Origin of the sequence: Pseudomonas sp. UME65, from assembly GCF_014170225.1 — a bacterium.
Lineage (GTDB): Bacteria > Pseudomonadota > Gammaproteobacteria > Pseudomonadales > Pseudomonadaceae > Aquipseudomonas > Aquipseudomonas protegens.
This window is the reverse complement of record NZ_LZZQ01000001.1, coordinates 20567-35958: the sequence shown is the minus strand read 5'-3', so window position 1 is coordinate 35958 and position 15392 is coordinate 20567. Positions and strand designations below refer to the sequence as shown.

The 15392-nt window shown below is 63.0% G+C and carries 12 protein-coding genes; 11 read left to right on the top strand and 1 reads right to left on the bottom strand.

The window, feature by feature from the left end:
- The first annotated feature begins 55 nt into the window (after positions 1-55).
- From A9971_RS00170 to trpE, 7 genes are all read left to right on the top strand, one after another.
- A complete protein-coding gene (locus A9971_RS00170; protein WP_183001545.1) occupies positions 56-1429 on the top strand; it encodes a sigma-54-dependent Fis family transcriptional regulator in 1374 nt (457 codons plus the stop codon).
- Positions 1430-1626: 197 nt separating this feature from the next.
- A complete protein-coding gene (locus tag A9971_RS00165) occupies positions 1627-2775 on the top strand; it encodes an iron-containing alcohol dehydrogenase (RefSeq protein ID WP_011063812.1) in 1149 nt (382 codons plus the stop codon).
- Positions 2776-2848: 73 nt separating this feature from the next.
- Positions 2849-4294: a membrane protein gene (locus tag A9971_RS00160; protein ID WP_011063811.1), complete on the top strand. Its 1446-nt coding sequence runs from the start codon at positions 2849-2851 to the stop codon at positions 4292-4294.
- 117 nt (positions 4295-4411) lie between these two features.
- Complete coding sequence (locus tag A9971_RS00155) at positions 4412-5560, top strand: iron-containing alcohol dehydrogenase (protein WP_011063810.1); 1149 nt, start codon at positions 4412-4414, stop codon at positions 5558-5560.
- A gap of 80 nt (positions 5561-5640) precedes the next feature.
- Positions 5641-6315, top strand: a complete 675-nt coding sequence (gene rpe, locus A9971_RS00150; protein ID WP_011063809.1) for a ribulose-phosphate 3-epimerase — start codon at positions 5641-5643, stop codon at positions 6313-6315.
- Complete coding sequence (locus tag A9971_RS00145; RefSeq protein WP_011063808.1) at positions 6312-7130, top strand: phosphoglycolate phosphatase; 819 nt, start codon at positions 6312-6314, stop codon at positions 7128-7130. Before rpe ends, A9971_RS00145 begins: the two co-directional genes overlap by 4 nt.
- A 71-nt stretch (positions 7131-7201) precedes the next feature.
- Positions 7202-8689, top strand: coding sequence for an anthranilate synthase component I (gene trpE / locus A9971_RS00140; RefSeq protein WP_011063807.1), 1488 nt, complete (start codon positions 7202-7204; stop codon positions 8687-8689).
- Positions 8690-8841: 152 nt separating this feature from the next.
- On the opposite strand, the gene A9971_RS00135 is transcribed toward trpE, so the two are convergent.
- Positions 8842-9282, bottom strand: a complete 441-nt coding sequence (locus A9971_RS00135) for an Rrf2 family transcriptional regulator (protein WP_015637243.1) — start codon at positions 9280-9282, stop codon at positions 8842-8844.
- A gap of 238 nt (positions 9283-9520) precedes the next feature.
- Here A9971_RS00135 and A9971_RS00130 point away from each other — a divergent pair, with 238 nt between their 5' ends.
- The 4 genes from A9971_RS00130 to A9971_RS00115 are packed head-to-tail and all read left to right on the top strand — an operon-like array spanning position 9521 to position 14599.
- Positions 9521-11122 (top strand): ABC transporter substrate-binding protein, encoded by a 1602-nt coding sequence (locus A9971_RS00130; RefSeq protein WP_011063805.1) that lies wholly within the window; start codon positions 9521-9523, stop codon positions 11120-11122.
- A gap of 52 nt (positions 11123-11174) precedes the next feature.
- The gene (locus A9971_RS00125; protein ID WP_041120068.1) at positions 11175-12134 is read left to right on the top strand and encodes an ABC transporter permease; all 960 of its coding nucleotides are present in this window, start codon (positions 11175-11177) and stop codon (positions 12132-12134) included.
- Between the two features lie 3 nt (positions 12135-12137).
- Entirely contained in the window at positions 12138-12965 is an 828-nt protein-coding gene (locus A9971_RS00120) for an ABC transporter permease (RefSeq protein ID WP_011063803.1), read from the top strand.
- A 2-nt stretch (positions 12966-12967) separates the two neighbouring features.
- On the top strand, positions 12968-14599 hold the full coding sequence (locus tag A9971_RS00115; RefSeq protein ID WP_183001544.1) for an ABC transporter ATP-binding protein: 1632 nt from the start codon (positions 12968-12970) through the stop codon (positions 14597-14599).
- Positions 14600-15392 lie beyond the last annotated feature (793 nt).

Here is a 15392-nt window from a genome sequence, read left to right as displayed (position 1 = left end):
TGCTTGTCGTTCACCCGTAAACTGCGCGCTTCCCATGCTTACTGTGGAGTCGCGGGTGAACCTCAACGATGCCAGTTTCGAAGAGCTGCTCAATGCGCTGCATGACGGCGTCTACATCACCGATGGCCAGGGCCTGACCCTCAAGGTCAACCAGGCCTACGAGCGCCTCACCGGCCTGAACGGCGCCGAGCTGCTGGGGCGGCCGATGCAGGAGCTGGTGAAGAGCGGGGTGATTTCCCAGTCCGCTTCACTACGGGTACTGCAGGACGGTCGGCCGGTGTCGGTGATGCAGAGCCTCAGCCACGGCAAGAAGTTGCTGGTCAGTGCCACGCCGATCCTCGCCGCCGACCAGAGCATTCGCTATGTGGTCAGCACCGTGCGCGACATGACCGAGCTGCTGCGCATCAAGCGCGAGCGCGACGAGTTGCAGCAGCTCAAGCAGCTGCGCACCAGCACTGCGCGGCTGCATGCGGGCCAGCGTGACGACCTGTTGCAATCACCGCTGATGGCCGACCAGGAGGTTTCCGGGCGGGTCTTTGCCCAGGCCCGGCAAGTGGCCGACTGCGACGTGAAGGTGCTGCTGCAAGGGGAGACGGGTGTGGGTAAAACCCTGGTGGCGCAATTTATCCACAACGCCAGTGCTCGTGCCCGCGAACCGTTCCTGGCCCTCAACTGCGGGGCGCTGCCGGAGAACCTGATCGAGGCCGAGCTGTTCGGCTATGCCCCGGGTGCCTTCACCGGTGCCGGCAGCAAGGGCAAGCGCGGGCTGCTGGAACTGGCACACAACGGTACGCTGTTTCTCGATGAGATCGGCGATCTGCCCCTGGCGGTGCAGGTCAAGCTGCTCAAGGTCATCGAAGAGAACCGCTTCATTCCGGTGGGCGGCCTGGAGCTCAAGGAGGTGGATGTGCGCATCATCAGCGCCACCCATCACGACCTCAAGCAGCGGGTGGCCGAGGGCAAGTTCCGCGCCGACCTGTATTACCGCCTGAATGTGGTGCCCATCGCGATCCCGGCCCTGCGCGAGCGCAGCGAGGAAATCGGCCCCTTGCTGGAGTACTACCTGGAGCACTTCAACCAGCGCTATCAGCGTCAGGTGCAGTGGAGCCTGGAGGCCCTGGAACTGCTGGGCGAGTACGCCTGGCCGGGGAACATCCGCGAGCTGATCAACGTGGTGGAGCGCCTGGTGGTGACCTGCTCCGGCCAGGTGATAGAGGCCCTGGACCTGCCGGAGGACCTGATCGAGCAACAGGCCCGCAACACCGACGACAGCCGCCTGCCGCTGCGCAAGGTGCTGGAGAACGCCGAGCGCCAGGCGATTCGCGCGGCCCTGCAACTGCACAAGACCACCCGCCTGGCCGCCAAGGCGCTGGGGGTGAGCCAGGCCACGGTGGTGCAGAAGATGAAGCGCTGGGAACACTCTGATTAGGATTCTGATCAGAGCTGCCTGCAGCGATCAGCAATTCAATCGCGACGGCCCGGTCATTCCCCTGGATTTCCTTCCAGAGCCTTGTAGATCAAGGCTTTGCGTATCTTGGCACAGCTTTCGCTCTACAGCCTGCGAGCCCATTCGAGAGTGGCCGCCTGACGGCGCTCTTGCCACAACAATTAAACAAGGCCGAGCTGATGAGTATCTCTGCGTTCAAGATTGCCAACAAACTGATTACCGGCCAGGGCGCCATCGAGCAGCTGGACGCCGAACTGGCGCGCCTGCAGATCAGCAACCCGCTGATCGTCACCGATGCGATCCTGGTCAAGTCCGGCACCGTCGATCTGGCCCTGGCCCACCTGGGCGGGCGCGCCTACCGGATCTTCGACGAGGTCCAGCCGGAGCCGGAAATCGCCATAGTCCAGGCCTGCACCCAGGCTTACCGGGCCGGTGGCCACGATGGCCTGATCGGCCTGGGCGGCGGCAGCGCCATTGATATCGCCAAGGCGGTGGCGGCGTTCGCCGGCCATGAAGGCGCGCTGGAAGAACTGTTCGGGGTGGATCAGGTGCAGCGCAAGGGGCCGCCGCTGATTGCCATTCCTACTACTGCGGGCACCGGTTCGGAGGTGACCAACGTGGCGATCCTCTCGGACAAGGTGGCCCAGTTGAAAAAGGGCATCGTCAGCGATTACCTGCTGCCGGACGTAGCGCTGGTGAGCCCGGTGATGACCCTGACCTGCCCGCGCAGCGTCACCGCCGCCAGTGGCGTCGACGCGCTGGTGCATGCGGTGGAGTCCTACCTGTCGCTCAACGGTTCGCCGATCACCGACTCCCTGGCCCTGGGCGCGATCCGCCTGATCGTCAGGGCGCTGCCCAAGGCCTACGCCAACCCGGCCAACCTGCAGGCCCGGGAAGACATGGCCACCGCCAGCCTGATGGCCGGCATGGCCTTCGGCAATGCCGGAGTCGGTGCAGTGCATGCCCTGGCCTATCCCCTGGGCGGGCGCTTCAATATCGCCCACGGGGTGAGCAACGCGCTGCTACTGCCCTACGTCATGGCCTGGAACAAGATGGCCTGTGTCGAGCGCTTTCGCGATATCGCCCAGGCCATGGACCTGCCGATCGCCGGGCTCAGTGATGGCCAGGCCGCAGAGCAGGCGGTCCAGGCCATGGCTGCGCTGTGCGCTGCGGTGGACATCCCCACGGGCATGCGCAGCTTCGGTGTGCCCGAGGACGCGATCCCGGCCATGGCCGTGGAAGCGGCGGGTATCCAGCGGCTGATGCGCAACAACCCGCGCCAACTGAGCCCCGGCGATATCGAGCAGATCTACCGGGCTGCCTATTGATCGATCCTTGCCCGTGCCAACTGGCGCGGGCCGCTTTACACCGCCACCAATACCAATAAGACAGGTGCAGTTGATGCCAACGCCTTCCGACACTCGGCACGAAACGCCGTACATCGCCCTTGGCCCGTTCAAGGTGCGTTTGCCCTTTATCCACTACAAATTCGAGCTGCCGGACTACCTGCAAGGCTTGCTGATGTGCGCCGTCGACCTGGCGGCCATTCCACTGATGACCGAGTTCCTCGGCATGCCCTTCGAGATGGCCCTGGCCGTGGTCATGCTCAACGGCCTGTTGTACCTGGCCCACCACCTGCTGGGCGACCCCGTGGTGCCCGGCTGGATCACCCCGGCAGTGCCGCTGCTGATGGCCTATTGCGCGCAGTTTCCCGTGGGCCCGGAGCGTGTCCACGCGCTGATTGCCTTCCAGCTGATGCTCGGGGTGTTCTCCATCGCCCTGGGGGCCACCGGCATGGCACGCAAGGTGGTGGGCTTCGTGCCCTCGGCGATCAAGTCGGGAATCATTGTCGGCGCCGGGCTCAGTGCGGTGACCGCGGTGTTCCAGGTGGGCGGCAAGTTCGACAGTTTTCCCTGGACCATTTCCATCGCCATCGGCATCGCCTTCTACCTGATCTTTTCCCAGCACTTTGCCCAGCTCAAGCTGCGCAACCGCTTCTGGTGGAACTTCGCCAAGCTGGGCATCCTGCCGATCATCCTGCTGGCGGTGGTGCTGGCGCCGCTGTTCGGTGAAGCGCCGTGGCCGACCATCCAGTGGGGCCTGAGCAAGCCGGACTTCATCGGCCTGTGGAACAACTACACCGTGTTCGGCCTGGGCATGCCGCCGCTGTCGATGTTCATCAGCGCGCTGCCAACCATGCTCGCGGTGTACATCATCGTCTTTGGCGATGTGCTCAGCGCCAAGGTGTTGCTGGACGAGGCCGAGCAGATCCGCACCGACGAAAAGGTCGACTACGACCCGGACCGCTCGCACCTGATCTTCGGCGGGCGCAACGCATTCATGAGCATCTTCGGTCCGGACATTGCCATGTGCGGGCCGAAATGGGCGGCGATGCTGGTGGTGGTGATCGAGCGCTTCAAGGGCGGGCCCAAGGCCATGAAGTCGATCTATGGCGGCATGGGCTCGTTCCGCTGGGGCACCAACACAGGCTTGCTGCTGTTGCCGGTAGTGACCCTGGTGCAGCCAATTCTTGGGGTCGCGCTGGCGCTGACCTTGCTGATCCAGGGCTACGTCAGCGTGCGCCTGGGCATTCTCGAGGCCCGTAGTCAGCGTGACCTGGGCATAGCAGGGGTGATCGGTGCAGTGCTGGCGATCAAGGGCGCCAGTTGGGGCTTTGCCATTGGCGTGGTGCTGTGCCTGCTGATCTACGGCAAGAACTTCTTCAAGGGCGAGAACGACCGGACTTTCAGTAAGGACCTGGGCGCCGCGGACGCAACTCCCGTCCCGGGTGCCCAGCCAGGGCCCCAGGCCAAGCCCGCCCGGGCGGTGGAAAGCGAGGTGGCCTGAGCCTCCGCGCGCAACGTTAGCACTGTCGTGATGCCGATCGGGCATCGCGACAGCCCGGTTGCGTAATCCCCAGCTACGCTTGTGCCGGCTCCCACCTTTATATAAGAGGCTGCGCACATGAGTATTTCCTCTTTCAAGATCGCCCATAAATTGCTGACCGGCAGCACCGCCATCGAGCAACTGGCTGCCGAGCTGACCCGCCTGGATGTCGATAACCCACTGATCGTCACCGATACTGCCCTGCTCAGGTCCGGCACGGTGGAGCTGGCGCTGGCCCACCTGGGGGAGCGCAGTTACGAAGTCTTCGACCGGGTGCAGCCCGATCCGGAAATCGCCATCGTCGAGGACTGCATGCAGGTGTACCGCGAGGGTGGGCATGACGGGCTGATCGGCCTGGGCGGCGGCAGCGCCATCGATATCGCCAAGAGTGTCGGGGCCTATGCCGGCTATCACGGCGCCCTGGAGGATCTGTTCGGCATCGACCAGGTGCCGCGCAAGGGGCCGCCGCTGATCGCCATTCCCACCACCGCAGGCACTGGTTCGGAAGTGACCAATGTGGCGATCCTCTCGGACCGGGTCGCGCAATTGAAGAAAGGCATCATCAGCGACTACCTGCTGCCGGACGTGGCCCTGGTCAGCCCGCAGATGACCCTGACCTGTCCACCGCGTGTCACCGCGGCCAGCGGCGTCGATGCCCTGGCGCATGCCATCGAGGCCTACCTGTCCCTCAATGCTTCCGCGATCACCGACTCCCTGGCCATCGGCGCCATCAAGCTGATCGTCAAGGCTTTGCCCAAGGCCTTTGCCAACCCGGCCCACCTGCAGGCCCGGGAGGACATGGCCACCGCCAGCCTGATGGCCGGCATGGCCTTCGGCAATGCCGGGGTCGGTGCGGTGCATGCGATGGCCTATCCCCTGGGCGGACGCTTTCATATGTCCCACGGGGTCAGCAATGCCTTGCTGCTGCCCTATGTCATGACCTGGAACAAGATGGCCTGCGTCGAGCGTATGCAGGATATCGCCGAGGCCATGGGGGTACAGACCGCGCACCTGAGCGCCAGCGAGGCGGCCGACCGGGCAGTGGAGGCCATGGCAGCGTTGTGTGCGGCGGTGGAAATTCCCAGCGGCTTGCGCAGCTTCGGCGTGCCCGAGGATGCGATCCCGGCCATGGCCGTCGAGGCCGCGGGTATCGAGCGCTTGATGCGCAACAACCCGCGCCGGCTGAGCCCCGCCGATATCGAGAAGATCTATCGCGCGGCCTACTGATCATCGCGGTTACGGTGTGCGCTCCAAAGCATGAGGTATACAATGCGCGCCATCGTGATTCTGCTCAAAAAAGGTGCGTCATGCAGCCCTTCGCTATTGCTCCGTCGATTCTCTCCGCCGACTTCGCCCGTCTGGGCGAGGAAGTGGACAATGTCCTGGCCGCCGGCGCCGACATCGTGCATTTCGATGTCATGGACAACCACTATGTGCCGAACCTGACCATCGGCCCGATGGTCTGCGCTGCGCTGCGCAAGTACGGGATCACCGCGCCGATCGATGCACACCTGATGGTCACTCCGGTGGACCGCATCATCGGTGACTTCATCGAAGCGGGCGCCACCTACATCACCTTCCACCCCGAAGCCACGCTGCATGTGGACCGTTCCCTGCAGATGATCCGCGAAGGCGGTTGCAAGGCCGGCCTGGTGTTCAACCCGGCAACTCCGCTGGACGTGCTCAAGTACGTGATGGACAAGGTCGACATGGTGCTGCTGATGAGTGTCAACCCGGGCTTTGGCGGGCAGAAGTTCATTCCGGGTACCCTCGACAAGCTGCGTGAGGCTCGTGCCTTGATCGATGCCTCCGGGCGGGATATCCGCCTGGAAATCGACGGCGGGGTGAACGTGGGCAACATCCGCGAAATCGCTGCCGCAGGCGCCGATACCTTTGTGGCAGGCTCGGCGATCTTCAATGCGCCGAACTATCAGGAAGTCATCGAGAAGATGCGTGCCGAACTGGCGTTGGCGCGACCATGAGCGCCTTTGAGCAGCTGTTCCAGGGGCGCCTGCCACGGCTGGTGATGTTCGACCTGGATGGCACCCTGGTCGATTCGGTACCGGACCTTGCGGCCGCCGTGGATCAGATGCTGCTCAAGCTGGGGCGCAAGCCTGCCGGTGTCGAGGCGGTGCGTGAGTGGGTTGGCAACGGTGCGCCCATGCTGGTGCGCCGGGCCCTGGCCAACAGCCTGGAGGCCCAGGGTGTCGACGATGTCGAGGCCGAGTATGCGCTGGAGCTGTTCAATACCGCCTACGAGGACAGCCACGAGTTGACCGTGGTCTATCCCGGTGCGCGCGAGACTCTCAAGTGGCTGCACAAGCAGGGCGTGGAAATGGCCCTGATTACCAACAAGCCCGAGCGTTTCGTGGCCCCCTTGCTGGACCAGATGAAAATCGGTCGGTATTTCCGCTGGATCATCGGCGGCGATACCCTGCCGCAGAAGAAACCCGACCCGGCGGCGCTGTTCTTTGTGATGAAGATGGCCAGCGTGCCGGCCTCGCAATCACTGTTTGTCGGCGATTCGCGCAGTGACGTGCTGGCAGCCAAGGCGGCGGGGGTCAAGTGCGTCGCCCTGAGCTACGGCTACAACCACGGCCGGCCGATTGCCGAGGAGTCGCCGGCGCTGGTGATCGACAACCTGCGGGCGCTGATCCCCGGTTGCTTAGAACCTGCCGCTGAGATAACGTTGCCCGACGCTGTTCCATCCCATTCTGGTAACTCCATCGTGGTGGTCACTCGCAAACTCTGGATGAAAGTCATCAAGGCCCTGGCCCGCTGGCGTTGGCGCGCCTGATTTTTGTCTGGCCGGCCCCGCCGGCACGTTTGCATACCTGACTGTTAGACCCTCAAGCCACGAGGCACCCCATGATTCGCGAAGAATTCCTGCGTTTGGCCGCAGCCGGTTACAACCGTATCCCGCTGGCCTGCGAAACCCTTGCCGACTTCGATACCCCGCTGTCGATCTACCTGAAACTGGCCGACCAGCCCAACTCCTATCTGCTGGAGTCGGTGCAGGGCGGTGAGAAGTGGGGGCGTTACTCGATCATCGGCCTGCCGTGCCGCACTGTGCTGCGGGTGCACGGCTTCCAGGTCAGCGTGACCCATGATGGCGTGGAGATCGAAAGTCACGAAGTGGCCGACCCGCTGGCCTTCGTCGAGGAATTCAAAGCCCGCTACAACGTCCCGACCATTGCCGGCCTGCCGCGTTTCAACGGTGGCCTGGTGGGCTATTTCGGCTATGACTGCGTGCGTTATGTCGAGCCGCGCCTGGGCCCGTGCCCGAACCCGGATCCGATTGGTGTGCCGGATATCTTGTTGATGGTCTCCGACGCGGTAGTGGTGTTCGACAACCTGGCGGGCAAGGTGCACGCCATCGTGCTGGCCGACCCTGGCCAGGACAACGCCTTCGAAGCCGGCCAGGCACGTTTGCAGGAATTGCTGGCGCAACTGCGCCAGCCGATCACTCCGCGTCCGGGCCTGGATTTCAGCAAGCAGCTGGCCGCCGATCCGCTGTTCCGCTCCAGCTTTACCCAGGCTGACTATGAACGGGCCGTGGACACCATCAAGGAATACATCCTGGCCGGTGACTGCATGCAGGTGGTGCCGTCCCAGCGCATGTCCATCGATTTTTCGGCGGCGCCCATCGACCTGTACCGGGCGCTGCGCTGCTTCAACCCGACCCCTTACATGTATTTCTTCAACTTCGGTGATTTCCATGTAGTGGGCAGCTCGCCGGAAGTGCTGGTGCGGGTCGAAGACAATCTGATCACTGTGCGGCCGATCGCCGGTACCCGCCCGCGGGGCGCCTCCGAGGAAGCCGACCTGGCCCTGGAGCAGGACCTGCTGTCGGACGCCAAGGAGATCGCCGAGCACCTGATGCTGATCGACCTGGGACGCAACGACACCGGTCGGGTCTCGGAAATCGGTTCGGTGAAACTCACCGAAAAGATGGTCATCGAGCGCTATTCCAACGTGATGCACATCGTTTCCAACGTCACCGGCCAGCTCAAGGCCGGGCTGACGGCCATGGATGCGCTGCGGGCGATCCTGCCGGCGGGCACTCTGTCCGGCGCACCGAAAATCCGTGCGATGGAAATCATCGACGAGCTGGAACCGGTCAAGCGTGGGATCTATGGCGGCGCCGTGGGTTACTTCGCCTGGAACGGCAACATGGACACTGCCATTGCCATTCGCACGGCGGTGATCAAGAACGGCGAGCTGCATGTACAGGCCGGCGGCGGGATTGTTGCCGACTCGGTGCCGACCCTGGAGTGGGAAGAGACGCTGAACAAGCGTCGCGCAATGTTCCGTGCCGTGGCACTGGCGGAACAGACCCCTGCATCCAAGGCTTGAGGAGTTGCTGTCGTTGATTGGTTTTATGAGGATCCTGATGTCTATCAGGTCCTCATGAAATCCAGTGCTGTGGTGTATATCAATCGAGCGCGGGAGCGATAAGCGCCCAGCTGTTGCGCTGATGAAGGTCCCGAGCATTGCGCCCTAAGGTCTTAGGCCTGCCTGATATTTTCCTGCGGCTTTTCGAAGGCAACGAACAGTTGGTCTGCGGTGATAGTGCCAAGGTCCAGGCGCATGTTGGCTTCAAGCATGGCGAACAGGCGGGTGAATACATCGAATACCTTGCAATGTTCTTCCATGCCTGAGAACGGGTTGTCGATCTTCTCGGCGATCAGCGAGCTTTCCTGTACGGCGTCATAGACCTCACGCAAGGTGATATCGCTGGCTGGGCGTGCGAGGGTCAGGCCGCCGTGGGCGCCGCGCCATGACTTCAGAATATTGGCTTTGACCATCAACGACACGAGACTGCGTACCCGGGTGGGATGAGTCTTGACCCACTTGGCAATGGTCTCGGTACGCAACCTCTGCGGCGCGTTGGCCGCTACGAACGAGAGGATGTATGAGGCGGTGATCAGGCGGGTCGACTGACTCATCTAGTTTGAATTCTCTCTTCAGTGGTAGGGCAGTAGCGACATTCCGATCTGCCCCTTCGAACCGATAGTACTGACAAAACCCCGCCTAGCAAGAGCCTCGCTCGTAAAGAGAAGGGGATTGGCAGCGACCTGTTTTTGAGCTTAATGTATTTGTCACGATGACAATTACAAATATTTAGCATCAGTGCGTGCGAGGTCGGCTGAATCCTTTTCTCTGCGGTTCAACAGAGGCAATGCCATGAGCGATAACAACAACAAAATAACTCAAGCGATGCACGACAGCGGCCTGCCGCGTCGGGATTTTCTCAAGTACAGCGCAGCGGCGGTTGCCGTGGCCGGGGCGTTTTCAATGGGCTTGCCGCAACGCGGCTGGGCCGGGGAGGCCACCCCGAAAGCGGGCGGCGTGCTACGCATGGGCCTGGCCGGTGGCAGTACTACCGATTCTCGTGATCCAGGTTCATGGAGCGACACCTTTACCTTTGTCGGTTTCTCGGCGGTGTACAACACCCTGAGCGAAATCGGCGTCGATGGCACGGCGATCCCCGAGCTTGCCGAGCGCTGGGAATCCAGCCCCGATGCACGCATCTGGACCTTCACCTTGCGCCAGGGGGTGACCTTCCATAACGGCAAGACTCTGGATGCCGGCGATGTGGTCGCCTCAATCGGGCATCACCTGGGCGACAAGTCCACCTCGGCGGCCAAGACCGTGCTCGGCGATGTTGCCAAGGTCAGCGCCCAGGGCAATGACACCGTGGTGTTCGAACTGCATTCGGGCAATGCCGACTTCGCCTACGTGGTGGCCGATTATCACCTGGTGATCATGCCCGCCAAGGACGGCGCCGCCGACTGGCAGGCCGGGATCGGCACCGGCGGTTATCGCCTCAAGGGCTTCGAACCCGGCGTGCGCATGGACCTTGAGCGCAGCCCGGATTACTGGAAAGCCGGCCGCGCGCATTTCGCCAGCGCCGAGCTGCTGGCCATCGCCGATGGCGCCGCGCGGGTCAACGCCCTGGTCACCGGCCAGGTCGATGTGATCAACAAGGTCGATCTCAAGACTGTCGCCTTGCTCAAGCGCAACCCCAATCTGGTCATCGAAGAGACCAAGGGCGCCCAGCACTACACCTTCCCGATGCTGACCGACAGCCAGCAGTTCCAGGACAACAACATCCGTCTGGCGCTCAAACATGCGATCAACCGCGAAACCCTGCTGGCCTCGGTGCTTTATGGCTATGGCCAGATTGGCAACGACCACCCGATCCAGCCCGGTAGTCGCTTCATCAACAGCGCCCTGGAGCAGCGTGGCTATGACCCGGACAAGGCGCGTTTCTACCTGCGCCAGGCCGGGGTCGATTCGCTCAAGGTGCGCCTGCAGGCCTCCGATGCCGCTTACACCGGAGCGGTGGATGCCTCGGTACTGTTCAAGGAGCAGGCACGCCAGGCCGGTATCGACATCGACGTGGTGCGCGAACCTGCCGACGGCTTTTTTTCCAATGTGTGGATGAAGCAGCCCTTCACCACCTCGTTCTGGTACAGCAGCCTGACCGCCGACCGCATGTTCAGCATCGGCTACGCCAAGGGCGCGGCCTGGAACGAGACGCACTGGGACAACGCCCGTTTCAACCAGCTGCTCAACGCCGCTCGCGGCGAGATGAACGCGCCGCTGCGCCAGGAGATGTACAACGAAATGCAGGCCCTGTGCCGTGACGAGGGCGGGGCGATCGTGCCGCTGTTCGCAAGCTCAGTGGCCGCACGCTCCAAGCGCGTGGCCCACGGCGGGCTGACCGCGCCCTATGGCGAGCTCGATGGCCTGCGCTTGATCGAGCGCTGGTGGCAGGCGTAAGCCCGACACTTTTTGCACCTTTCTTCGTTGATCCTGTTCGAGGAGCTGTACGGTGAATAGCCTTTGCAAACTATTGCTCCAGCGCCTGGCCCTGGGCCTGTTGTCGCTGTTGGCGGTGTCGGTGATCATCTTCCTGGCCGTTGGCATGCTCCCGGGCGATGTCGCCCAGGCCATGCTCGGCCAGGCGGCAACTCCCGAGACTGTCGCTGCCTTCCGTGCCCAACTGGGCCTGGACCTGCCGCCGCTGACCCGCTTCGGCCACTGGGCCTGGCAACTGCTGCACGGTGACCTGGGCCTGTCGCTGGCCAACCAGCGGCCGATTGCCGAGCTGATCGGCACGCGCCTGGGCAACACCTTTACCCTGGCCTTGCTGGCGGCGCTGGTGTCGGTGCCGGTAGCCTTGCTGCTGGGCATGCTCGCGGCGCTGTACCGCAACAGTTGGTTCGACCGCCTGCTCAACACCAGCGCCCTGAGCGCGGTGTCGTTCCCGGAGTTTTTCGTCGCCTATATCCTGATCCTGGTGTTCGCGGTCAAGCTCAACTGGTTGCCGAGTATCTCCAACCTGGCTCCGGGGGTATCGTTCGCCGAGGTGCTGGAGCGCTCGCTACTGCCGGTGCTGACCCTGAGCCTGGTGGTGGTCGCGCAAATGATGCGCATGACCCGCGCGGCCTTGATCAACGTGCTGGCCAGCCCCTATATCGAGATGGCCCGGCTCAAGGGCGTCAGCCAGGCGCGGATCATCTTCCACCACGCCTTGCCCAATGCCCTGGCACCGATCATCAATGTGGTGGCACTGAACCTGGCCTACCTGGTGGTCGGCGTGGTGGTGGTCGAGGTGGTGTTCGTCTATCCGGGGCTCGGCCAGTTACTGGTCGACTCGGTGTCCAAGCGCGATATCCCGGTGGTGCAGGCCTGCAGCCTGATCTTCGCCGCCACCTACATCCTGCTCAATACCACGGCCGACGTGCTGTCGATTGCCAGCAACCCACGCCTGATGCATCCGAAGGGGTAAGCCATGAGCCTGATCAAAGCGTTGTTGCGGGCGCCCATGAGCGCCCAGTTCGGCCTGCTGGTGATTGTTGCCTACATACTGGTGGCGCTGTTCGCGCCGGTGCTGGCGCCGTATGGCGAGACTGAAGTGGTCGGCGAAGGTTTTGCGCCTTGGGGCGGGCAGTTCCTGCTGGGTACCGATAACCTGGGCCGCGACATGTTCAGCCGCCTGGTGTATGGAGCGCGCAACACCCTGGGGATTGCCTTCCTGACCACGCTACTGGCCTTTGCCGTCGGCGGTTTCTGCGGGCTGGTAGCGGCGATCAGGGGCGGCTGGATCGACCAGGGCCTGTCGCGGCTGGTGGATATCCTCATGGCCATCCCGCAGCTGATCTTTGCCTTGCTGATCCTCAGCGTGGTCGGCACCAACGCCACCTCGCTGGTGCTGGTGATCGCGCTGCTCGATGCCACCCGGGTGTTTCGCCTGTCACGGGCGGTGGCGATGACCGTGGTGGTCCAGGACTTCGTCGAGGCCGCCCGGCTGCGTGGGGAAGGGCTGTGGTGGCTGGTCAGCCGCGAGGTGCTGCCCAATGCCGCCGCGCCGCTGATTGCCGAGTTCGGCCTGCGTTTTTGCTTTGTGTTTCTGTTCATCAGTGCGTTGTCGTTCCTGGGCCTGGGCATCCAGCCGCCGACCGCCGACTGGGGCAGCATGGTCCGCGACAATGCCGTGCTGATCACCTTCGGCGATATCAGCCCGCTGCTGCCGGCCCTGGCAGTGGCGCTGATCACCGTCAGCGTCAACTTTGTCGTGGACTGGGTGCTGCATCTATCCAGCGGCCTGAAGGAGTGCTGAGCATGACCGTTCATCCAAGTGACAAGCCGCTACTGGAAATCCACGACCTGCGTATTGAAGGCCATTATCAGGACGCTTGGCACCCGCTGATCAAAGGCATCGACTTGAGCTTGCAGCGGGGCGAAGTACTGGGCCTGATTGGTGAATCGGGGGCGGGCAAGTCGACTCTGGGTCTGGCCTCCATGGGTTATGTGCGCGACGGTTGCCGTATCACGGGTGGCTCGGTGCGCTTCGATGGCCAGGAACTGGTGGGCGCCAAGCCCGAAGCCCTGCGCAAGCTGCGCGGCCTGCGTATCGCCTATGTCGCGCAAAGCGCGGCGGCCTCGTTCAACCCCGCGCACCGGCTGATCGACCAGCATGTCGAAACCGCGGTAAGGAACGCTGGTATCGACCGTGCCAAGGCACAAGCCGAGGCAGTGGAGCTCTACCGCATACTGCGTCTGCCCAACCCCGAGCAGATCGGCCAGCGCTACCCGCACCAGGTCTCCGGCGGTCAGTTGCAACGGGTGATGACCGCCATGGCCATGGCCTGCCACCCGGACCTGATCATCTTCGACGAACCGACCACGGCGCTGGATGTCACCACCCAGATCGAAGTGCTGGTGGCGATTCGCGATGCGGTGAAAACCTACGGGAGCGCCGCCTTGTATATCAGCCACGACCTGGCAGTGGTGGCGCAAATGGCCGACCGCATCATGGTTCTGCGTCACGGCAAGCTGGTGGAGGAGGCCGACACCCGGACCATGCTCGACGCCCCACAGCAGGATTACACCAGATCGCTGTGGGCAGTACGTAGCTTGCGCACCGAACCCAAGCCGTGCCCACCGCAGGCAACACCGCTGCTGGAGGTACGCAAGGCCAGCGCCAGCTACGGCCATCAGCCGGTGCTGCATGATGTCTCGCTCAAGCTCTATCGTGGCCAGACCCTGGCGGTGATCGGCGAGTCGGGCAGCGGCAAGAGCTCTACGGCACGCTTGATCACCGGGTTGTTGCCGCCGACCAGCGGCCAGGTGTTGTATGACGGAAAAGCGCTGCCAGCTGATTATCGCCAGCGCAACAAGGAGCAATTGCGCCGATTGCAGATGATTTACCAGATCCCCGACACCGCGCTCAACCCGCGCCAGCGCATCGTCGACATCATCGGCCGGCCGCTGAGTTTCTACCTCGGCCTCAAGGGCCAGGCGCTGCGCCAGCGGGTCGCCGAGCTATTGGAGATGATCGAGCTGGACCCGGCGTTGTACATGGATCGCCAGCCCCGCGAACTGTCTGGCGGGCAGAAGCAGCGAATCTGTATCGCCCGGGCTCTGGCGGCCGAGCCGCAACTGATCATCTGCGACGAAGTCACCTCGGCCCTCGACCAACTGGTGGCCGAAGGCGTTCTGAAGCTGCTCAACCGCATCCAGCAGCAACTGGGCGTGGCCTACTTGTTCATCACCCACGACGTCGCCACCGTGCGCGCCATTGCCGACGAGGTACTGGTGATGCAGCGTGGGAAGGTGGTCGATCACGGCTGCCGGGAGGAGATCTTTACCCCGCCGTACCGCGACTACACCGGCTTGTTGTTCTCCAGTGAGCCAGAAATGGATCCGGACTGGCTCGACCATTTGCTGGAGAAAAGGGCGCTGGTTTCCTGACTTGGCCATGGCAAGAATAGCGCCCCTTTGATCAAGTGGCCGTGCTTCCTGTTCTGGCAGAGGCGTAATGCCCCTTGAGCCGCACGACAAAGGAGAGCAAGCAGGCGGCCACCACATTACGAACCGCGCCGTTTCGGTGATGGACTTGTGGCGTTTAAAGGGCCTCCAAGCCAGCTGCCGAGGCGGGCTGCGCAAAACGGTTTGCATGTCGTGCCGCCCGGCGCTCTGGAGCGCACGGCATACGCGGGGCCAGCCATGCATTGCGCTCCAACGGAGTGGGGCAGGTATCAACCAGCGGAGTGAGTGCCGCAAGACCCAGCGGCAAATTGCAATCGACGCAGCCCCTTGATGAACGGTACAATCGCGCCTCGAAGCTCGGCTGCGGAACGCCGTCGAGTGCTCAATTACGGTTAGGTCCTATGCTTTGCATTGCAACGATTCGTTTTAGTCAGTGGTGGCGCTTCCAATAGGAAGCGGCACGTCGTTGCGGTTTTTTAACCGAACCCTGCCGCCGTAATCGGCAAGCAGGGATCAAGGATCTAATAGCTCTCCGGCACGGCGGCTCCAAACCCCAGGAGAACGCTGCATGCCAATCAGTCTCCCCACGCAGTACACCTTCGCCCGGCGGCAATGCCATCGGGTGCATCGTCATGCCCAACGTTCTGCCGGCTTGCGCTGGCGATGGCCGACGATGGCGTGGCGAGCTGAGCGACATTGCATAGATAAGGCGGTTCAAATCCATCACCTTGTCTGCCCTGCCGACAGCTTGCAGCATTCGGGTGCGCAAGCTTGC